This is a genomic window from Haematospirillum sp. 15-248 (assembly GCF_012102665.1).
GTDB lineage: Bacteria > Pseudomonadota > Alphaproteobacteria > Rhodospirillales > Rhodospirillaceae > Haematospirillum.
In genome coordinates this window covers 1-23,179 of sequence record NZ_JAAVTF010000014.1, presented here as the reverse complement: position 1 = coordinate 23,179, position 23,179 = coordinate 1, and the positions used below count along the sequence as shown (strand labels likewise).

The 23,179-nt window shown below is 56.3% G+C and carries 6 protein-coding genes; all 6 read left to right on the top strand.

Annotation, left to right across the window (positions count from 1 at the left end):
• Positions 1 to 5 precede the first annotated feature (5 nt).
• The 6 genes from HEQ72_RS10255 to HEQ72_RS10230 all read left to right on the top strand — a co-directional run bounded on the left by HEQ72_RS10255 (position 6) and on the right by HEQ72_RS10230 (position 23,050).
• On the top strand, positions 6 to 11,309 hold the full coding sequence (locus HEQ72_RS10255; RefSeq protein ID WP_168023293.1) for a non-ribosomal peptide synthetase/type I polyketide synthase: 11,304 nt from the start codon (positions 6 to 8) through the stop codon (positions 11,307 to 11,309).
• Complete coding sequence (locus HEQ72_RS10250; RefSeq protein ID WP_168023292.1) at positions 11,306 to 16,963, top strand: beta-ketoacyl synthase N-terminal-like domain-containing protein; 5,658 nt, start codon at positions 11,306 to 11,308, stop codon at positions 16,961 to 16,963. Before HEQ72_RS10255 ends, HEQ72_RS10250 begins: the two co-directional genes overlap by 4 nt.
• Positions 16,960 to 18,108, top strand: a complete 1,149-nt coding sequence (locus tag HEQ72_RS10245; protein ID WP_168023291.1) for a Gfo/Idh/MocA family oxidoreductase — start codon at positions 16,960 to 16,962, stop codon at positions 18,106 to 18,108. The genes HEQ72_RS10250 and HEQ72_RS10245 overlap by 4 nt, the downstream gene beginning before the upstream one ends.
• Positions 18,105 to 19,808, top strand: a complete 1,704-nt coding sequence (locus HEQ72_RS10240) for an alpha/beta fold hydrolase (RefSeq protein ID WP_168023290.1) — start codon at positions 18,105 to 18,107, stop codon at positions 19,806 to 19,808. Before HEQ72_RS10245 ends, HEQ72_RS10240 begins: the two co-directional genes overlap by 4 nt.
• A gap of 129 nt (positions 19,809 to 19,937) precedes the next feature.
• The gene (locus HEQ72_RS10235; protein ID WP_168023289.1) at positions 19,938 to 20,918 is read left to right on the top strand and encodes a helix-turn-helix domain-containing protein; all 981 of its coding nucleotides are present in this window, start codon (positions 19,938 to 19,940) and stop codon (positions 20,916 to 20,918) included.
• 116 nt (positions 20,919 to 21,034) lie between these two features.
• On the top strand, positions 21,035 to 23,050 hold the full coding sequence (locus tag HEQ72_RS10230) for a TonB-dependent receptor (protein ID WP_168023288.1): 2,016 nt from the start codon (positions 21,035 to 21,037) through the stop codon (positions 23,048 to 23,050).
• Positions 23,051 to 23,179 lie beyond the last annotated feature (129 nt).

Here is a 23,179-nt window from a genome sequence, read left to right as displayed (position 1 = left end):
CAGATATGTCTGTATCCCGTTCCGAACATATTGCCTGCGCTTCCAGTCTGGTTGAGGTTTTGGAGGCCAATGCCCGCAGCCATCCTGATCATGAGATTGCAACATTCATGACCCTTGACGGTTCCGGGGATACGTTTTCCCGGCACCATCTTTCCCTTAAGGCACGCGCGTTGGCATCTGCCCTGCAACAGGCATGCAAACCGGGGGACCGGGCGCTGCTTCTGTTTCCCTCCGGCGCGGATTATGTCATTGGCCTTTTGGGGTGCCTGTATGCCGGTGTTATCGCCGTTCCGGTTAATTTACCAGGGTCGGCCCGTGTGTCCCGCGTGTTGCCAAAAGTGGTGCCCATTGCCCGGGATTGCCAGCCGGGCTTCCTTCTGACCACCCGACACATCGCACAGGATTCTGCAGAGGCCCTTGATCAACTCTGCCGTACAGTTGGATGCCAGGTGCTGGTCACTGACGCCGGTCTTCCGGATCCCGAGACTTGGGTATACCCTGATGTGTCACCTGCTACGGTTGCCTTCCTGCAATATACATCCGGTTCAACCGGAGATCCCAAGGGCGTTGTTAACACGCATGCCGGTTTGCTCGTAAACGGTGCCTTTATCGGTCGAGCCAATGGTTTGCAACAGCATGACAGTGTAACCGCCACGTGGTTGCCCCTGTTTCATGACATGGGACTGATCATGGGTGTTTTGGCACCGCTCCTGTATGGATCACGCAGTGTTGTAATGCCGCCGGCCTTGTTTACACGTGATCCACTGACGTGGCTGGATGCAGCAACCCGTTTCTCTGCCACGGTGCTTCCGGGGCCTGCTTTTGGTTTCAGGGCGTGTCTGGATGCGCTGACGTCGGAACGCCTTTCTGCCCTGGACTTGTCACAGGTTGAGGTGGCCGTACCGGCGGCGGAGCCTGTCGATCCCCTGATGTTGGATGCTTTTATTGAAGCCTTTGCGCCTGCCGGACTACGGCGGGAAGCGGTCAAGCCCGGATATGGCCTGGCCGAAGCAACTCTAATGGTCTCAGGCTGCACAATGCACGATGGTCCTGTTACCCGGTGGTTTGACGTCGAGGCTCTGGAGCAGAACCGTGTTGTCAGCGGGACCCCACAGGGCAAGGGAAGTAGGGCCTATGTATCTTGCGGATCGGATTTTGACGGGCAGGATATACAGATTGTCGACCCTGAAACCCGGATGCCTGTTACCGAAGACAGGGTTGGCGAGATCTGGGTATCCGGACCTTCAGTCGCGGCGGGCTACTGGAATAAGTCCGATCCAGACGGTGAGGTTTTCGGTGCTGTCCTGAATGTCAGAGAAGATCACCCCTTGGCTGGGAACCGCTATCTCCGTACCGGCGACCTGGGAATCCTTTATGAGGGCAGGCTTTATATAACCGGCCGCCTGAAGGATGTCATGATCTTTCATGGGCGTTGTCACTATCCAAACGATATTGAAAAAACCGTCAGCGACTTTGATCCTCGCCTTGTCCCGGGAGGAGGGGCTGCTTTCTCCATCCAGACCGAAAGTGGGGAAGCCTTGGTTGTGGTCCAGGAAGCCCTGCGCAAGGGCGACTTGCCAGCGTTGATGGAACAGGTGCGTCAGGATATCGGGCGTCAACACGGGATACCGGTGCATGCCATAACCTTTATCCGCAAGGGAACACTGCTGAGAACAACCTCGGGCAAGGTCCGGCGCAAGGCTGTCCGTCAGGCTTGGCTTGATGGCAACGTGGTCTCTTTACACAGCCGCCTTTTCGCTGATACCGCTCCGGAAGGCATGGGAGGCGTATCCTTGCGTCACATGGTGCAACAGCTTGTTGCCCGGGCTTTGGGAGATGTTGATCCACGGGCACTGGACCCAAAAACAGGCTTCTTTGATCTGGGCCTGGACTCTGTCACGGCGCTGGATGTGATCGGACGCCTGGAAAAGACATTGGGATTGCGTTTGCCCGATACGCTTCTGTTCTCCAACCCCAACATGGATGCTCTTGTCGCGTGGCTGGAAGGAAAGCGGGATCCACAACCAGATCCGGCTCCTGTTCGCCCGCTCTTGTCACCAGCAGGGAGTGCGGAGCCCATTGCAGTTATTGGTATCGGCTTGATGATGCCAACCGGAACAGGGACAAACTCTGAATCTCCCGCTGAGTTTCTAACATTTCTTCTGGATGGGGGAGATGCGGTACGTTCGGTGCCGCAGGGTCGCTATGATGTGGACCTGCCAATTCCGGGGTGCGGTGCTTTTCTGGAAAACATCGATGGATTCGATGCGGGGTTCTTCGGGGTCAGCCCGCGAGAGGCCATTTCCATCGACCCCCAACACCGTCATCTGCTGGAAGTTTCTTGGCATGCCCTGGAAGATGCGGGCTTGGATCCCGTATCCTTGAAAGGCAGTGATACGGGGGTCTTTGTTGGTATCAGCGGGAGTGAGTACGCGCATCTGCCGTTCCTGTCCGGGGATGCGGATTGTTTTGATGTTCATTATGCCCCCGGTATTTCAACGGCTGCGGCAGCCGGTCGACTGTCCTATGTCCTGGGACTTGAAGGCCCGGCCCTGAGTCTTGATACGGCTTGTTCCGCATCGATGGTTGCTGTGCATCTGGCGTGTCAAGGGTTACGGGCAGGTGAATGTTCCCTTGCTCTGGCGGCTGGGGTCAAGGTTCAGATCATGCCTGAAATTGATCTGGCCCTGCACAAGGCCGGCATGCTGGCTCCTGACGGGCGCTGCAAAACCTTTGACAAGGATGCTGATGGTTATGTCCGGGGTGAGGGATGTGCCGTTCTGGTCCTGAAGCCCCTGTCACATGCCCTTGCTGATGGCAACCGGGTTCGGGCTGTCATTCGCCAGTCTGTTGTTCGTCAGGATGGCGCTCGCGCCGGTTTGACCGTGCCGGATGGCCATGCCCAGGAAGCTATGATCCGGCAGGTTCTTCGACGTTCAGGCCTGTCACCGGATGCAATCGATTACGTCGAGTTGCACGGAACCGGGACACGTCTGGGCGATCCAATTGAGTTCAATGCGCTGTCCCGCATTTTTGGTGCTGATGGCAACCGTTCGACTCCCCTGCTGATGGGGGCAGTCAAGACTAATATTGGTCATCTGGAGGCTGCAGCCGGTATTGCCGGGCTTGTCAAAACGATTCTGGCGCTTGAGAGTGGTGTCCTGCCCCCGCATGGCAATCTCCAGACCGTCAATCCAGCGATTGCGCTACAGGATATCCCCGCGCGTCTTCCTGCTCAGCCAGAACCATGGCCAGACCGGGCGGGAGAGGCACCGCGCCGCGCCCTTGTTTCGTCCTTTGGTTTTACCGGGGCGATTGCCTGTGCTGTTCTTGAAAGTGCCCCTGCCCAACATGATGGAGCAACATCTGCACCTGAACCGGATCGGCCGGCCTGGATGCTAGCCTTGTCTGCATCATCCCCTCATGCCTTGGAAGTGCTGTCGCACCGGTATGCAGAACGCGTAGCCAGCGCCGGGATTCCGTTGGCACCTCTCCTGAATGGAGCACACCGTTGCCGTTCACACCTGCCAATACGTCGGGCTGTTGTGGGGCGGAACCGGGATGAGCTGGTTCAGGCATTGTCGAGCGCCCCTGGCCAATCCCGCCGGTGTCTGGCCGCGCCACGTATTGGTTTTGTGTTCTCCGGACAATCAACCCAGTATCCGGGCATGACACGTGGCTTGTATGCGTTTGAGCCGCGGTTCCGGTCTGCTCTGGACGAGGTTTCTGCCGCGCTGGAACCTTGTCTGGGATTCCCGGTAACAGAACTGCTGTTTGCAGAATCAGACACGCGCTTGGGACAGACGCAATATGATCAGCCGGCTCTGTTTGCTGTTGGATACGCGTTGGCTCGGATGTGGATTGATCTGGGTGTTCAACCAGATTTCATTATCGGGCATTCCGTCGGTGAATTTCAGGCTGCTGTGATTGCCGGCATTCTGCCCTTGCATCAGGCTGCCCGTCTGGTTGTTGAGCGTGGACGCCTGATGCAGGCATTGCCGGCAGGCGGAGTCATGGCGGCCCTGCGCATGAAACCGGACGAGGCCACGGATCTCCTGCTTCAGGCAGACAGTCCGACCTTGGCAATTGCGGCAATCAATGGACCGGAAGATGTTGTCATCGGTGGAGACGACAAGGCCCTGCGGTCCTTCCTGAAGCCGTTGGAAGAATGCGGTTTATCGGTGCGGATGCTGGATGTATCCCACGCCTTCCATACTCCGTTGATGGATCCTGTTCTGGATCATCTTGAGCAGGCTGCCTCCGGATTGCAGGCAGCGGAGCCGCGTATTCCCATGTGGTCAACGGTTGACTGCTCATATGTTGATCCGGAACGAATGGGCAGTGGGGCTTACTGGCGTGAGCATGCCCGTCATCCGGTCGCCTTTCTACCTGCTGTTCAGGCCGCGGTCGCGCATGGCTGTTCGGTTCTTCTGGAAATTGGCCCGGCAGCGGTTCTGACCCCCCTGATCCGTCGTACTCTTGTAGCAATGGCACTGGAGGAGATGCCGGTATCCCTGCCATCCCTGCGCCGGGATGCCTGTGATGCTGTTACCATTCTGGAGGCTTTGGCAAGGCTGTACGAGGCTGGTGTAAATCCTGACTGGTCCGTGGTTTCACGCGGGCCTGTTCTGCCGCCCGAGCATTTGCCCCTGTATCCGTTTGAGCGTCGCCCGTATTGGATGCCTGCAAGGCGTGTTTATCAGGGTGTATCCACAGAAGAGCAGCACATTGATGTGCGTGACGTGGCAACGGCCCGCACAGGTTCTGATCTGGCGTACCGTCTGCCCCCTGTTGCTGCATCCGGACAAGATCTTGCAACGGCCTTGGCCAGCATGGGGCCAGAGCAGCATGCGTCCGGTATGCTGGATCTGGTTACGCACCTGCTGTCCCGTATTCTAAGGATTGAGCCACAGCGTTTGCTGCCGGGGCAGGACCTGCTGTCCATTGGTCTTGATTCCATTCTGGCCATGGAGTTTGTCCGCTCCGTCAACCAACTTCTGGCCATTTCCTGCGCCCTGCGTCCTGTTTTCGAGACACCAACGCCGGATGCCATCAGTCGTTATCTATGCACTTTGATGATGCAGGCGAGAGAAACACCCCGCGAGCATGATGCCGATCTGGTTCCCGACGTTCCGAACCGATACCAGCCATTCCCCCTGACCGAGCTGCAGTATGCGTACTGGGCAGGCCGGAGTCAGGCTTTCGCGATGGGCAATATCGCGTGCCATGCCTATCTGGAAACAGAAAGTGCCATACTTGATCCCCGGTGTCTGGAAAATGCCTGGAATGTCCTGATTCAGCGCCATGATGCCTTGCGGCTGGTTATTGATGCCGATGGACGTCAGCGTATTTTGCCTGATGTGCCCCGGTATCATGTGCCGGTTGTTGATATGTCCGGAGCCGATGGGGCCTCTGCCGAGACCCATGTACAGGCTTGGCGTGATGAAATGGAACATCAGATCCTGTCAACAGAGAGTTGGCCTCTGTTTGATGTCCGGGTAACCCGGATGCCCGGCGGGAAAACACGCCTGCATCTGAGCATTGATATGCTGATTATCGATGCAACATCCAGCCAGATTGTCTGGGATGAACTGGAAGCCTTGTGCCGGCATGGTGCCAATCCAGATCATGCCGGTTTGTTACCCCTGTCATTGTCATTCCGTGATTATGTTCTGGCACGTCAGCACAGGCAGGACTTTCTTGCAGAACGGGATGCAGCGCGCGCGTGGTGGACGAACCGCCTTGATGCTTTGCCTCCAGCACCGGACCTTCCGTTGGCTGTCGATCCTGCCACAATAACCAACCCTGTCTTTGTGCGTCATCATGCACGTCTGCAAGCCGGGTTCTGGTCTGTGATCAAGGATCAGGCTGCTCTTTCGGGCATAACCCCGGCTGCCCTTCTTGTATCTGCCTTTGCCGATGTCCTGGCGGCCTGGAGTGCCTCTTCCCGATTTACCCTGAACCTGACGATTTTTGATCGTCGCCTGTGGCACCCTGATGTTCCACGTCTTGTCGGCGATTTCACATCAGTCGTGTTGCTGGGTATAGACCGTGCTGGCCGTAGTGCCTTTATTGACAACGCACGCACACTGTTTGCGGACATGATGGAGGCCTTGGAGCATCGGGCTTATTCTGCTGTTGATGTGTTGCGCGACATGGCTCGCAGCCGTGACCAACGGAAAATGTTGATGCCGGTTGTGTTCACCAGCCAGCTGGGCACAATTCCCCCATCGCAGAGCAACAGGGCTGATTCTGTCTTGGGGGATCTGGTTCGTGCTGTAACCCAAACGCCCCAGGTATGGATTGACCAACAGGTATCCGAGGCCGCAGACGGTTCCCTGGTGATCAATTGGGACATGGTTGAGGCCTTGTTCCCTGAAGGCATGCCCCGGGCTATGTTTGAGGCTTATTGTGCTCTTCTTGAGCGTCTGGGGCAGGACAGACAAGCTTGGTCGCATCCTGTCGGGTCGCTTTTGCCACATGAACAGCGCCGGGTTCGGGCTGTTGTCAATAACACGTATGCCCCAATACCCGAAGGATTGTTGCATGAGCCGTTCTTCCGGAAGGCACGGGAGAATCCGGACCAAACCGCCCTTGTTGGCGGGGATGATACAACCTGGTCGTACGGAGAACTGGCGGCATGGTCAGCACGGATTGCCCATGCTGTCCGGGGGGCGCTTGCTCAACCTGTCCATGGTCAGCGGGTTGCCGTCTTGATGGAAAAGGGGCCGGAACAGGTTGCGGCTGTTCTTGGTATTCTGGCGGCCGGTCATACTTATGTTCCGATTGATCCCGCGTGGCCGGATCTCAGGGTATCCGGTATTCTGGACAGCGCGGATATTTCAGTGCTTTTGGCCCAGTCTTGGCGTCATACGGAACTTGCAGGGCGGTTTGGCGAAGGTAGCGGACGCCATGTTCTTGATGTTTCAGAGGCAGCGCTGTTCCGTTATCCTGATATGGTGCCGGAGCCTGCTGCCATCCATCCCGAAGATGCGGCATATATTATCTACACATCGGGATCAACTGGCGTTCCCAAAGGGGTTGTGATTGATCACCGGGGGCCGCTTAATACCGTTATTGATGTCAACAACCGCTTTGGCGTGACGTGCACAGACCGGGTCTTCGGGCTGTCTTCCCTGTCTTTTGACCTGTCTGTGTACGATATCTTTGGTACCTTTGCATCCGGCGCAACACTGGTTCTTCCGCACGAAGATGATCGGCGCGATCCGGCGCGCTGGTCCCGCCTGTGTCGTCAACATGGCGTGACCGTGTGGAATTCTGTACCGGCATTGCTGGATATGCTGTTGACCGAAGCAGACCCTGTTGCTGTCGGGGGGCTTCAGGTGGTCATGTTGTCCGGGGACTGGGTTCCCCTGTCACTTCCTGAGCGGCTGCGCACCTTGTCTCCGGATGTACGTCTGGTTTGCATGGGCGGGGCGACAGAGGCATCCATTTGGTCCAACTGGTTTCTGGTTGATCAGGTTGAACCACACTGGCGCTCTGTCCCGTATGGTTATCCCTTGTCCAACCAAGGCTATCGCATTCTGGATTCCGGCCTCAATGATCGTCCGGACTGGGTGCCCGGTGATCTCTATATTACCGGGATCGGACTGGCCAAGGAATACGCCGGCGATCCGGAAAAGACAGCCGTCAGTTTTCCCTGTCATCCTGATGACGGAACCCGCCTGTATCGTACCGGTGATATGGCTCGCTATTGGCCCGATGGGGTGATCGAGTTTCTGGGACGCAAGGACCATCAGGTCAAGATTGCCGGCCATCGTATTGAAACAGGAGAGATTGAAGCGGCCTTGCTGTCTCATCCGGCTGTCCGGGATGCTGTTGTTGATGCCTTGGGCCAGGATGGTGAGATCAAGCGTCTGGTTGCATGGTTTACGGTTGACCCTGCCCATATGGATGCGGCCCCATGTTTCCGGCCTGATCTATCCCGTGATCCCGACGCCGTACGAGAAGAACATGGGCAGGTGGTATCTGGCCTGCATGCCATTGCAGATCGCTCGATCCCCGGTCAGACTTCCGCTACTTATGAAGCCCTGTGGACCCTGATGACCGAAGTCGCACGCCAATGCGTGCGTGATACTTTGCTTGCAGCAGGTTTGTTTGCCCAGCCGGGTTCATGTCTTGCGCGAGATGATGTGTTCCACGCCCTACTGTGCGACAAGCGTTTCACATCCGTTGCTACGGGCTGGCTTGCCGTGTTGCTGGATACCGGAGAGCTTGTTGTTCAGGATGATGTCCTCTTGGCACCTTCTGGCCTGCAGAACCGTTCGTGGGATGATCTGGCCAATGAAGCCCGCCATGTTGGTTTCCCTGCTCGTATTCTGGCATCCCTCAAACAGGGATCGGGGATGAGGCTGTCTGTGCTCCGGGGCGAAGAAGATCCTTTGGCCCTGTTCTATGGGGCCGATGATGTATTGTCCCCGGAATATCTGGCCCGCCTTGATCCCCTGTATGAGAGGGGACTGGCTGCTGTTCATGCTGTGCTGGCCGACAGAGCCGGGCAAGCTACATCGGAACAGCCTCTCCGGGTCCTGGAAATCGGGGCCCGGGGTGGGCTTGCCACCCGGCAAATCTTGGAGGGCCTGGGGAATACCCTGCACTACACGGTAACCGATACGTCCCGGCTGTTCCTGGATCGTGCCCGTCAGGTCTTGGACGCCGTTAATGGTCCTGCGATCGATTTTTCCCTGCTTGATCCGGATCAGGATCCGGTCTTTCAGGGGTTCCCGCTGCACGGATTTGATGTGGTCATTGCGTGCAATGCCCTGCACCGCAGTCGCAATATTCCGCGATTGCTGGGTTTCCTGTCACGCCTTCTGGTGCCTGGTGGCCTTGTGCTGGCGCCCGAGATAACCCGGAGCAGTCCGCTGCAAGGCGTTACCGTTGCCTTGCTGGAAGAAGGGTATCGTCATCTGGAAGATCAACGCCAACAGGCGGGGCAACCTCTTCTGGATCCGTATGGTTGGGAAGGTATATTCTCTGCGGCAGGCTGGCCGGTTGTCCGTGCTGTCCCCTTGTTAACACATGCAGATATGCATCCCGGTGTACACGTTCTTGCCGCATGTTCACCGACATCGGCCCGTGGCTTTACGGTCAACGTGTTGCAGGATTACCTGTCGGAGCGGGTGCCGGTTTACATGATGCCTTCCGCCTTTCTTCTTCTTGATTCTGTTCCCCTGTCATCAAACGGCAAGGTGGATCGTCAGGCTCTGCCCAAACCGGCCGGAGCCGGTATGCGTCGCCGTTCCTCTTCGCTTGTGACCGCGACCGAGCAGAAATTGGCTGTCCTGTGGCGCGAGGTTCTGGGTGTTGAGGGGCTTGGGCGGGAAGACAGCTTTTTCGATCTGGGCGGGGACAGCCTGACCGCCGTTCGTCTGGTCGAGCGGGTTCGTAGCGAGCTGGAAAAGGATATCCGAGTACGGGATGTCTTTGATGCCCCGGTTCTTGCTGCGTTTGCCACCCGAATTGATGCGGCTGAGTCCTGCGAGGAAGAGGCCCTGCCAGCATTGGTCCCGGCGCCTCAGGATCGTTTTCGTCCGTTTGCCTTGACGGACGTTCAGGAGGCCTATTGGGTTGGGCGCCAGATCAGCGGCATTTCAACTTGGTTGTACCTTGAGATCGACGTGGATGATGTGGATCCCGCTCAGCTCTCCGTGGCCTGGAACCGGTTAGTGCATTGTCATGACATGCTGCGTGCCGTGGTCGATGAGGATGGCCAACAGCGGGTCCTTGAAACAGTCCCTGATTACGCGATGCCTATAATCGATGGACGAACACTGTCTCTGCCGGCCTGCGAGCAGCATACGCTGGCCTGGCGGCAGGCTATGTCACATCAGGTTCGGCCCACAGAACAATGGCCCCTGTTTGATATCAGGGTAATCCAGACAGCAGAAAGTCTGGTCCGGATCTTTTTTGGAATTGACAACATTATTTGCGACGGTCGCAGCATACAGATGCTGTTGCGTATGTGGTTGTCTCTGGCCCGCATGGATGATCCGTGCACAGCGCCCTTGTCTGTCCCTGGTCTGTCATTCCGTGACTATCTGTGTGCTGTCGAAGGTATACAGGGGTCGGGACGGTGGCGCCGTTCCCTCGCATGGTGGCTACAGCGCATGGAGCATCTGCCACCAGCGCCGGAGCTTCCCTTGGCCATGGATCCGGATTGTATTGAAAAGCCGACGTTTGAACGCCGTGAAGGACGTCTGTCTCCCGAACAATGGGCTGCCCTGCGTGCGCATGCCACAGCAGCCGGGGTTACGCCCAATGCTGTTCTGCTCTCGGCCTATGGCCTGATTCTGGGGGCCTTCAGTTCCCGCCGTGACCTGACCCTGAACCTGACTCTGTTCAATCGTCTTCCTCTGCACTCTGATGTTGATCAGTTGATCGGCGATTTTACATCACTGGTGCTGCTGGCCCTTGATCCCGATCCACAGCAGACTTTTGCTGATTCAGTGCGGGCCGTGCAGGCGCGTTTGTGGGATGATATCGGGCATATGCAGGTCTCGGCTGTTCGTGTTCTGCGCGATTATGCACGTCACCATGGACTGAAACAGGCTCCGACATTCCCGGTGGTGTTTACCAGCGGGCTTGGTGCTGGCTCTTCTACTGGCGAGGACAATCTGCCCGGGCGCTTTGGGTTCGGCATTACCCAGACGCCGCAGACATGGCTGGACCATCAGGTCCTTGAAAAAGATGGCGGGCTGTTCTTCAACTGGGACTCTGTCCAGGGCCTGTTCCCCGAAGGGCTTCTGGATGAAGCCTTTGCAGCATACAGCCGTTTTCTTCGGTCCCTGTCGGATGCGGCCCCATGGCAGCGCCCACCATCCAGTGGATATGTACCGGAGAATAACTTCGATCGCTTCCAACATACCCCTGTAGGGCGTGTTCCGCAGTGTCACGTGATGGCATCCGCATCGGCAGACAAGGATAGAGCCGATGTGGAGAAAGAGCTGTCTGCCCTGGTGCAATCTGTCGGCAATTTAGTTTCCGCCCCACCCCGTGACCGGACATTCTTTGAAATTGGTCTGGGCTCCCTGACTTTGGTGCGTTTGCATCAGGCCATTCGCCGGACCATGGGTCTGGAATGCCGGGTTGTTGACCTGTTCCGCCACCCGACGCTTTCCGCTCTTGCTGCTCATCTGGTGACCCTTCGCTCTGCCAGCCAAGGAAGCAAAGGTAGCACCCGTTCCGGGACACTTGCCGCTGTTGCACAGGCAGACACCAGCCTGCGGCGTGCCCGTCGCCGTGATCTGAAAGCCAAAGTTCATTCTTCCATGGAGCCTGCCCAATGAGCCGTCCCGTCTCTGATTGCCCTGAAAAGACCTTGCGTGACCGTGACTATGGCTCCTGCCAACCTGTGGCTGTCATTGGTGCTGCGTGCCGTTTCCAGGATTCCCCGACCCCCGTGGCTTACTGGCGGAATCTGGCTGATGGGCGCCTGTTGTCCAGAATCTTGACCGAAGAGGAACTGGACCAAGCCGGCATTCCAGAGTCTATACGGCAGAATCCTGATTTTGTGCCGATGGCATCGGTTGTGCCACGTGTCGCGCACTTTGATGCAGCTTTCTTTGGTTTCTCTCCGCAGGAAGCTGAAAGCATCGATCCGCAGCAACGCTTGTTCCTGACTTTGGCGTGGGAAGCCCTGGACAGCGCTGGTTATGCCGGACAGGCCCGGGGCATGAACATTGGTGTCTTCGGTGCAACACGTATGGGGACCTATCGTCTGTGGACCCGTGCCGATACGGTTGGTATCGGGGCCCCGCGGACCTTGCAGGCCCTGATTGGTAACGACAAGGATTACCTGGCCTCGCGTGTTGCCTATCGCCTGGGATTGACCGGGCCGGCTGTGACCGTGCAGACGGCTTGCTCCAGTTCCCTGGTTGCCGTCCACACTGCTTGCGAACAGATCCGCAATGGCGAGTGTGCCATGGCTCTGGCCGGAGGGGTGGCGCTGACCTTCCCTCAGGAAAGTGGTTACCTGTTCCACGAGGGAATGATCTTCTCGCCGGATGGTCGGTGTCGGCCTTATGACGCCAATGCCCAAGGAACAAGTATTGGCAATGGTGCCGGTGTGGTCCTGCTCAAGCTTCTGGACGATGCGGTGGCCGATGGAGATCCGGTGCTGGCCGTGATACGGGGGTCGGCCGTCAACAATGATGGCGCGGCAAAAACAGGGTATACGGCACCATCGGTGGATGGTCAGGTTGCTGTCATCCGCGAGGCCCTTGGCATGGCCGAGGTAGATGCAGGCAGCATTACCCTGCTGGAAGGACACGGTACGGCCACGCCTTTGGGTGATCCGATCGAGGTTGAGGCCCTGACAACAGCGTTTCGTGCGGATACGGACGCAAGGAGCTTTTGTGCTCTTGGTTCTGTCAAGGCCAACCTTGGTCATTGTGATACCGCAGCCGGAATCGCTTCGCTGCTGAAGGCCGTCATGGCCCTGCATTATCGACAAATTCCTCCTGTGCCTGGCTATGAAGCACCCAATCCCCATATCGATTTTGCTGCTTCGCCTTTCCATGTTCCCGTCACACTTGCCCCTTGGGAGAAAAAGGGGAATTGCCCACGGCGTGCTGGCGTCAGTTCTTTCGGAATCGGGGGGACCAACTGCCATATCGTGCTGGAAGAGGCGCCGGAGCCGGTTGCCGGGTCTCCCGTGGTGTCTTTCCCGACAGGGGTACCTGTTCTCGTGCTGTCGGCAACTGGCCCCGATGCCTTGCGGCACACAGCAGCCCGCTGGGCAGATGATCTGTCCGATCTTCAGGAAAACCGGTTGCCTGCCTTGCTGCGTACTGCGGCGGCAAGACCTGTTCTTCCCTGGCGTCTTTCCCTGTCGGCACCGGATGTCATAGGACTGGCGGAGAATCTGGATCATGTTGCCGCAGGAGATACGGTACCCGGAATGACCCTGCTCCACCAACAGCCAGAATCAATCGCACAGGTCATACTTCTGTTTGCGGGAGATCCTGCCCAGTGTCTGTCCCATGGCCGTTCCCTCTATGAGAGCAATGCCACATTCCGCCGGGCGTTTGATAGTCTGGCTAGCCTGCTTTCTGCGGGACATGCTGGATCTGACCTACTCTCTGTAGCAGGGCATGCCGATGTCGCCACACTTTTGGTAACCGGTGTTGCTGTGCATATTGCCTTGGCGGAAGTCTGGTTGGGGGCAGGACTCAAGCCGGACCAGATTATTGCGTGTGGTCCATCGGCTCTGGCTGCTGCGGCTGTCGCGGGCGTCCTGTCACACGAAGACGCACTGTCTTTGGCCGCCTTGTGGGCCAGACAGCAGGCGGCATCACCGGATAGTGCCTTGCAGCCCATTCATGTATTACCGGAGGCCGTACCTTTCCGGTTGATTGTCGGTGAGACTTTGGTCAGTGCCAACGCAGACCGCATGCAGGAGACGTTGCTTGCAAACATGCAGGTTCCCCTGCGTCTTCCTGATCTGTCCTCTGGGGCGGGAGTGCGTGCCATCGTCAGTGTTGGTATTGTGGAAAGCCGGGTAACAGACAAGGATCTATGGCTTGAGTCCTGTCTACCGGATGTGCCGGCTAACCTGAGTGTGGGGGCAGCCCTTGGTATGGCTCTTCAGGCCGGTCTGGGCGTTCCTCCGGAAGCTGTAACAGGAGAAGGGGAAGGAAAGGTCTGGTTAACGCCACGGGCCTTGCAAGAGCAGCCATTCTGGTCGCCCGAGCCTCCTCTTGCCACGTTGTCAGACCATGATGAGGATGGTACGGGGTGGTCTGCTGCCTTGTCTGCGGCGCGGGCAGAGGCCATGCGGGCCGACCTTGATATCACCACATTGCAGCAAGACGAGCACTATGCTGAAGTGCTACATGCTGTGTATGTAGGGCAGGCCCTGCAAGCGCTGGGTTGTTTTGAAAACCCGGATCAACAGCGCACTGTTGCCGATATCCTGCGGACAACAGCCATCAAGCCAAAGTTCAGGCAACTTGTTGCCCGTTTGCTGCGTGACCTTGCTGCTATTGGCGTACTGCGCAAAGAAGGCAAGATTTATACGGGCTTTACACCACTACCTCCGGATCAGATCCTTCCTGCTCTTGAGGCTCTGCGGCAGAGAGGCGACGAACGACTTGCAGCAGTGATCAAGCGGGGTGGGACGGCTTTTGCAGATATGCTGTCCGGGCGGGTTGATCCTGTTTCGGTGATTTTCCCTGATGGGTCATCGGATGATGTGGCCGCCATGTATCGGCACAGCGCCCAATCTCGTCTGTTGAACGCAATTGTTGCCAAGGCCGTTGCAGCGCTGGCTGTCAAGCGTACTGCCCCCTTGTCCATTCTGGAAATCGGAGCCGGGACAGGGGGAACAACGTGGGATGTTGTTCATGCCCTGCCGGCTGACCGTGTGGAGCGTTATATCTTCACGGATCTTGGCTCTTTGTTTTTGTCACGTGCACGTACGACGTTTGCGGCTTTTCCCTTCATGGATTACCGCTCCTTTGATATGGAGAAGGACCCGCACGATCAAGGTATCCCGGCACAGAGCCTGGATCTTGTGATTGCTGCCAATGTGCTGCACAACGCGTCGGACTTGGATGCCTTGATGAAGCGTCTGGCAGGTTGCCTGCGTCCCGGCGGCGTGGTGATCATGCGTGAAATCACACAGCATCGTAAGTTGTTCGACTTTGTTTTTGGTCCCCTTGTTCCCAATCTGGATGATATCGACAGCCGGGACGGTAATGTCTTTGCATCTGTGGAACGCTGGCGGGCTGCGGCCTTGTCTGCTGGTTTTGCTGTGCTGGATGCTGTCCCTGACGGCAATGTTCTGGCTGATGCCCTGCACGAACATGTTTTGTTGTGTCGTATGTCGGGACAGCCTGCTGTTCTGTCGCATACACCAGCAATCCCTGATCCCGGTGAAATGCCCCGGACTGTATCGACCGGTGATCTGATCGAAATACTGTGGGATACCGCAGAACAGGCCGGTCTTCCAACCCTTGCCATGGAAGATATTTCCCTGGATCTGCATGCATTGCCTTGTCCCGTACAGGGGTATGTTTCCGGCAAGGAGATTATTTTGCTTTCGTGCTGTGGAACCAATCGGGTCGGCTATGCCCGTGTCGGGACCGCTGGAACTATTCATATACCGGAGCATGGTCAGTCCAGGGATCTATCCGGGCGGATGGCAGACATGATTTGCCCGGGTGTTGTGGACGGTCGCATCCATATCCAACGCCTGCAACGCCGCCCCGGTTCTGTTGTGCGTACTCTTGACCATGATGGGTACGGGGTCGGCCTTGATACAGCCGCTTGTCCTGTACTTGAGTGGTTTGGTCTTCACCACGACGATAGGCCCCGTACAGAAGGCTATCTGTACCGTCTGCGTCCTGTTTCCATGCAACATCTTGATCATTCAGGATCACTGCCAGATCTTCTTTTGTGTGTGGGTCCAGCAGACGGTTTGTCAGGGCTTGACCAAGCTCCTGTCATGGTGCCATGCCCTGTATCCGATGATGATCCGTTCGCGGGTCTTGCCGCGTCAGTCCTTGCCCTGCGGGATCATGTTGTCTCTGCCCAAAAGGGTAACGGAGAGGTTGCCGTAACTCTTCTGACACGTGGTGCCTTGAGCGTTACATCAACAGATGCAGTGTCCGGGGACAGCATGCAGGCAGCCTTGACAGGGTTGTTGCGGGTTATGGCGACCGAATATCCGTCTGTTACCCTGACGCTTGTGGACCGTGATCCTGCGGGGGACGATATTGCTCTGCTGAATCAGGCATTGCGGTCTTGCCGGGGCGGGCACTTTGCCCTGCGCGAGGGTCGTGTTCTGGCCGAGAAGCTGGAGCCTGTTGCCGCAGCAATACCACCCCTTCAGCCTGTTTCCGGGGATGTGGCGGTCCTGATTGGCGGTATTTCCGAGACGGGGCTGACCATCGCCGGACGACTGGAACAGAGGGGCTACAAGGACATTATCCTTGTCGGGCGTAACAAGCCGGGTTCCGGTTTGGCACCGGCCCTGAGAGCACTGAGGGAAAGTGGCATACGTGTTACAACGGCGGTTGCCGATGCTGGTCATCACGAGGCTCTGTCCAAGGCGCTGGACAGGGCTGTGCCTGAAGGTCGACAGATCGGGATTCTCTTGCATTTGGCCGGTGTTCTGCACGATTCTCCTGTTGCAGCCCTGACATGGGATATCCTGGAGAAAGTTCTGCACCCGAAGGTTCGTGGTGCCCTGGCTCTGGGCAAGCTCCCTAGGCGGTTGATTCCCCGCCAGACTGTTTACTTCTCTTCTGCGGCAACGGTTCTGGGACCAGCAGGGCAGGCGGCCCATGCCATGGCCAATAGCATTCTGGAACGACTGGCTTATCGCCAGACCGCCCTTGGACAGCCCACGACAGCAATATCATGGGGATTCTGGGGAGATATCCGGAAGGAAGACAGGGAAGCTCTGGCACAGACAATGGAGCGATCCGGAATGCTGGGGATGTCTTCCGCGATGGCGCTTGACCTGTTGGAGTCTGCACTGGCTTGTCCGGCCCCGGTCTATGTGGCTATGGCGGCGGACTGGAACAAGGTTGCTAACCATGCAGAATCCTCACGGGTTCCGGCCCATCTGTCTGCTCTTGTTTCGTCCCACGTGACCGCACCGGTTCCGGACGGTACCACCAAGCCGGATGTCATAGCGTCCGAGAAAACAGATGCGCTGATGTGGTTGCGCCAGAGGCTTTCTACCTTGCTGAATCTGCCGCTTGAGCGGTTCTCCGAGGATGAGAGCCTGATCCGGCTTGGTCTGGATTCCCTTATGTTCCTGGACCTGTGCCATACAATCCAGACCGAGCTGGGTATCAAGGTTACGCCCGAGGCTGCTATTGATCATCCGACAGTTGCCGGTCTGGCCGGACATATGGAGCGTCTGCTTCAGGTACATAACGGTGGGACAGTGGAACGAGCACCTGTTCCCGATATGGAGCAGGTGCCATGAGCCGGCCATTGAGAACTCTCGTGTGTGGAACCCGTTTCGGGGAGACGTATTTATCGGCCTTGCTGGAAGAAGATGCCGGTTTTGTTCTATCAGGCATTCTCGCGCGCGGCAGTGAACGCTCGCAGGCCTTGTCCCATGATTTGGGTGTTCCCCTTTATACCTCCACAGATGAAGTGCCGGACACTATCGATATTGCCTGCGTTGTCCTGCGGTCCACAGCTTTTGGCGGACCGGGAACGCGAATAGCTGAAGCCTTGTTGCGTCGGGGCATTCATGTTTTGCAAGAGCATCCCGTCCACCCGTCGGATCTTTCCCGTCTGGACGATGCGGCAACTGCTGGCCGGGCGTGCTGGCATGTCAATACGTTCTATCCGCACAGCCAGGCCGCGCGGCGTTTTATTGACTGCTTGCAGGCTTGGCGGCAGGTAAGGGACCCTGATTATATTACACTGACCACAAGTCCTCAGTTCTTGTACTCAGCCCTTGATATCCTCGGGCGGGCCTTTGGTGGTCTGGATTGCTTCCGGGTTCTTGATTGTCCGCCATGGCCGGCTGATTTCTGCCGGGATCACAAGGCTCCTCCTCCATTCAATGTCATCCGGGCCGTGATTGGCTCCGTACCTTTGATCATGAATCTTCAAGGATGGGTTGACCCTCGTGATCTGGATCATCACGCAATGGTGATGCACAACATTGCCGCAGGTTCCCGGGAAGCCCGTGTGGAGCTGGTGAACAGCTTTGGTCCGGTCGTCTGGTCCCACTCCCTCTATGTACCGGACTATGTGCGAGATGATGCCAATGCCTCTGTTCTGGGCAACTGGACCAACAAGAAAGATCAGCGGCATTTTTCCTGTCCGACGGCCTTGGTTCTCGGAGATCCGCAGGGAGCATCCTTGATTGATGCCATGCGGGACGTGTTTCCGGACATTATTCTGTCAGCGTTGTCAGAGTTGCGGGACGCAATTGAACGGGCACAGCCGCGGCGTCTTCTGGCCGACGCTGCTGCACTGGGGCACGCGTGGCAGGCCTGCCTGCAGGCAATGGGGCCATTGTGTGAAGTGTCACTGGATCCACCACCACCACCCGTCCCTGATCCCTTCCTGTATGTCGATGAGGGGCATCGTATGCCGGAGGTTATGTTATGACCCTATCATGCCGCCTGTCCGAGAATCGTTCTGTCTATGCCCTTTTGGATCGTGCACTCTCTGACGATCCTTCCTTGGCGGAGCAGGCTCTTTTTCTGAACTGGGGCTATGAACCAATCCAGTCCTGCGCCACAGCCCGCGAAGCAGAACATGGAACCAATGCACGCCATATTCGCTTGGTTCACGAGCTTTTGGCCGATACTCCCCTAGATGGGCGGACTGTCCTGGATGTCGGTTGTGGGCGCGGGGGGCTTTTGTCTGTACTGGCGGCTCGTTGTTCGCCCCGGCGTCTTTCCGGACTTGATCTTTGTCCCGAGAATATCGCCTTCTGCCGTTCTCTTGCCGCCTTGCAGGGTATTCGTTTCCAGATCGCCGACGCCTGTTGTTTGCCTCAACCCGATGCCAGTGTTGATGTTCTGGTTAATCTCGAAAGTGCGGGAGCTTATCCTGATCTGCCTGCTTTTTTAGGGCATGTAGCCCGTGTTTTGCGGATGGATGGTGTTTTTCTATATGGTGATGTCCTTCCTGCGGACTCTGTCCCCGCTATGGTTGGTGCGCTTGATGCTCTGGGTCTGGAGTTGATCGATGACCGGGATATTACGGCCAATGTCCTGGCTGCCCGGCGTCAGTCGGGGGATACGGAACGGCAGCTTTTCAAGCGTGTGGACCACATGCCTGCGGCACTGTCAGATTTTCTTGATACGTACAGGGCGGCTTCCGGAAGCCCTATCTTCTGCGCAATGGAGAGCGGGAGAATTGTGTACAGGCTTATGCGATATCGCAAGATCCGCCGTGCCATGGATAGCCTCTCGTCTGAGATGTGTTATGCCCTGAAGCAGCGTGATCGTCTTTTTCATGAGCATCTTGTAGTGCAAAAATCACAGATCAAGACCAAAGTGCCGGTCAGTGAACAAGCAGGAAAAGTCAGCTGCTGGCTGCCGTGGACACGTCCAGTCCGTTCTGATGCGGCTGTCCGTCTCTTTTGCCTGCCGTGGTCTGGTGGGAGTGCATCAATATACCGGGGATGGGAACGTTTCCTCCCGGCAGGGATCGAGGTTTGTCCTGTCGAGCTGCCAGGACGGGGTACGCGCTTTGCCGATCCTCTCATTGATGCGATGGGGACATTAATACCGGAGATGGCTGTAGCGCTGGAGCCTTTCCTGGACCGCCCTTTTGCTCTGTTCGGGCATAGTCTGGGTGCTCTGCTGGCCTTTGAACTGTCCAGCTTCCTGAACCGCTCCCGGGGGTATGCTCCTGTCCATGTCTTTGTATCCGGACGCCGTCCTCCGCAAGAACCTTCAGAACCTCCTTTCCGGCATTGCATGGATGATGAAAGCCTGAAACGTAATCTGGTTGCTTTGGGCGGCATGCCCGAGGAAGTGCAAAGCAGCCCGGAGTTGCTTGCTTTGCTGTTACCCGTGCTGCGTTCTGATTTTCGATTGACCGAGCAGTACAGCTACGATGGCCAGATCACTTTGGGCAGTCCACTTACAGCCTATGTTGGATCCCGTGATCCCGAGGTGTCCGTATCGGTTATGCAAGATTGGAACAATGTATCAGCAGATACATTCTCCCTGCGTACTCTCGATGGCGATCATTTCTATCTTCTGGAGCCGGAATCTCGTCGCCATTTGCTGATGCATCTGGGGGCAACGTTGCTCGGTGGAGAATACATCATACAGCAAGAGGCTGCCGAATAACGGCACTGGAAACACGTCATGACTGTTTTGTGACCTTGTTACCACTACAATGATATTGATAGTTAGTATCAATTCTGGTTATGATCCCGCCTGTGGAATTGCTGCTTCTCCTTTAGGCGGACTGTCATAATGATAAGTGGTAACAACGTCTTGGCAGGTTATTCTGTTTCCGGGGGGGAGTCTGTCACAGCATCTGGACAAACCTTGCTTGGTGGCAAACGGTGCGGGTTTATTGGTCAGATCAGCCGTTCCCTGACACTCTCCGGTTGTTCCTTGCGCCTGTATGACTTTTATTCTGAAACAGGTTTGCAACAGAAACGCTGCCTGGAGCCAGTCTTTGTCATTTGTATCATGCTTGCAGGGTCAGCGCGCTTTGATACGGCAGACCAAAGCGAATACGTAGAATTGTCTGATGGATCTTGCTCCCTGCTGTACACGGATCAACCTGTTCAGGGGATGCTGTGCGTGCCATCCCACACGCAGGTGTCTTCGGTTGAGTTACGCTTTCCCCCCCGCGCGGTTGAGGCGTTCTTGTCGACAACATCTGTCACTTTGGCAGGCTATCTGGAACGTTTGTCAGGTCAATGTCGATCAGATGTGCTACCGGTACAGTTTCCTGTTCCTTCTGTTATTCGCAATCTGGCTTCTGACATGCTGAGCAAAGGTATTGAGAGTGGGTGTGATCGCTTGTGGCAGGAAGCATGGTCTCTTGAAATTCTGGCGCATGTTCTGAGGCGTCTGGAAGATCAGCCTGTAACCGGCGCAACGGTTCCGGCTACGGTTCTGTCACTTCGTGATCGTCGCAAGGTAGCTGAAGCCCACAGACTAATGGTTACGCAGCTGGATTATGAATGGTCTATCCGTGAATTGGCTGCTGCTGTTGGTTTGAATGAAAACAAACTAAAGAAAGGGTTTGGATGTCAGTTCGGATCCTCGGTTTATGCTTGTTTACAAAAGAACAGGATGCAGGCAGCCGCTGATCTTCTGCGAAACTGCGCCGATAGTGTTACAGATGTTGCCCTGAGCGTTGGCTATTCAAGCCCGGCGCACTTTGCCAAGGTATTTCGTCGTTACCATGGTGTTTCGCCACGCGAGTTCAGGCGCATATAACAATCATTTGCAATTATAGTCCTGATCGCACTGGGTTCTGACCGGATCGCAGCAGAGGTAGTGCGGCATTGTACGTCATCTATAAGAAGTTGCGTCTTTACACGTTCAGGTGATCCATGACATTTCGATCTGTTCTCTTGCCGGGCTGCGGCAGTCTTGTGGCTTTGGCTCTTGCCTCTCATGCATGGGCCCAAACATCCGGATCTCCGGCGCAAGGTAGCGCCCCAGCAGCGGCCCGTCTTGGAACGGTTACGGTTTCGGCCAAGCGGTCTGTTACTCTGCAAGATGTCAGCAGCGGCATTACCGTTCTATCGCATGAGGAGCTGGAAAGCGCGGGTGTTCGTTCCGTGACAGACTTGGGGCGAGTGATCCCGGGGTTCTCTGCGGACCGACGCGGGAACAGCGCCTATACCGGTCTTTCCCTGCGTGGGCTGGCTCCGCTTGATTACTACACGCCTTCAGTTGTTGTGTACGTGGATGGCGTCCCCCAGGATGCGTCGTTGATGGAGCAAAGCCTTTCCAATGTGGAGCGAATTGAGGTTCTAAAGGGGCCTCAGGGCACTTTGTACGGCAAGAATGCATATGCCGGCGTTATCAACATTGTGACCAGGAAACCGGGCAATACGATGAGTGGCTATGTCAAGACGACGGTTGCAAAGTTGAGGCAGGGAGGTGAAGCGCATATAGCCTCTCCCTTAGTCAAGGACCATTTGTACGCATCAATAACCGCCCGTGGTTTTCATCGGTCGGCACAGTCGGACTACATTCCGGCTGGATTGGACAAGTACGATGACGGACGTGACCAGCATATGAGCGGGCGGCTCCGCTATGCTCCTGTCGGGGGGCCGCTGGATATCGGGTTTGGCTTTGGTTATGACAAGACGATCGAAAAGAATATCTTCTTCAAGACAATGGATGATGTCAAAAAGAGGAAGGCCAATGCAAAGTATGGTACCTTTGATCTCTCTGACGATATCCGGCGCCATGTCCATTCGGCGTCCTTGGATATTGGGTATGATTTCGGCACCGTGGCCCTGAAATCAATTACCGGGTTACAGAAACGGAATCATAACCGGCGGATTGTTCGCCAAGAGAGCGAGGCCCAAGATTCTATCTCTCAAGAGCTGAGACTGGCATTCAATCCTGAGCATAGCACGATCTCCGGCGTTGCTGGTATTTATGCCGAACATGTTGATTTTAAACGTAGTTCTTCAAGTCTTCGTAGTAAGCTGAAGACCAAAAATTATGCTGTATTTGGTGAGGCAACCTGGGAAGCGAGTGATCGCTTGTCTGTTACGGCCGGTGGGCGTTATGCTCATGATGTAGCTAACATTGATTACGATTATAATGGCGGTACTGTAACGGCAATCTTCCGTAAAGATGACAGTTGGGGAGCATTCACGCCAAAGACGGCTGTCAACTGGAAATGGTCTGAAGATTTGGTGCAGTTTGCTTCGATAAGCCGTGGTTATAAAGCCGGGGGCTTTAACCGAACTGAACTTCAGAGTGGTGCTGATAGCTCATACAGCCCCGAGAAATCGTGGAATTACGAAATGGGACTGCGCAGTGACTTGTTTGATCGAAGGGCCTCCATTTCAGGCTCCGTGTTTATGACAGACATTGACAATGCGCAGATTTATGCAGGCCCCGTGGCACAACAGGCGCTCCACAATGGCGGGGAAGCCAGGGTCAAAGGGGCAGAGGTAGAGGCGCGGGCCAATTTGACTACCAGCCTTGTCCTGTCTGCCGGGGCCTCGGTCAGCAATTCAAAGTTCACATCGGGTCCCAATACCGGCAAGAAGATGCCGCATGCTCCGGAATGGTCAGCCAATACAGCTATCAGCTACTATTACGATGTGCCGTCCCTGTCTGGATCTTTGGTGCCCAGGCTGGGTGTAAACTGGTATGGCAAGTCCTATATGGATGAGAAAAACAAGTATGCGCAGGGATCTTATAGCCTGGTCAATGCCCGTCTGAGCTATGAGTCAGAGGCAATAACGGTCTCCGCTTTTGTTGATAACCTGTTTGACAAGGCATACCGGGTTAACGAATTCGAAGACGATGCCAAAAATAACGCTATCCAGGCCGGTGATGGTCGCAATATTGGTCTGGAAGCTATTATTCGCTTCTAGGATCCAGCCTTACTCATATGCCAGAATGCGAGGAGGGTTGCGAGAGCGACGTCGGAGAGGAAGTTTCTGTCGAGTTTGTCATAGCGGGTTGCGACGCGGCGGAAGTCCTTGATGCGACAGAAAGCGTTT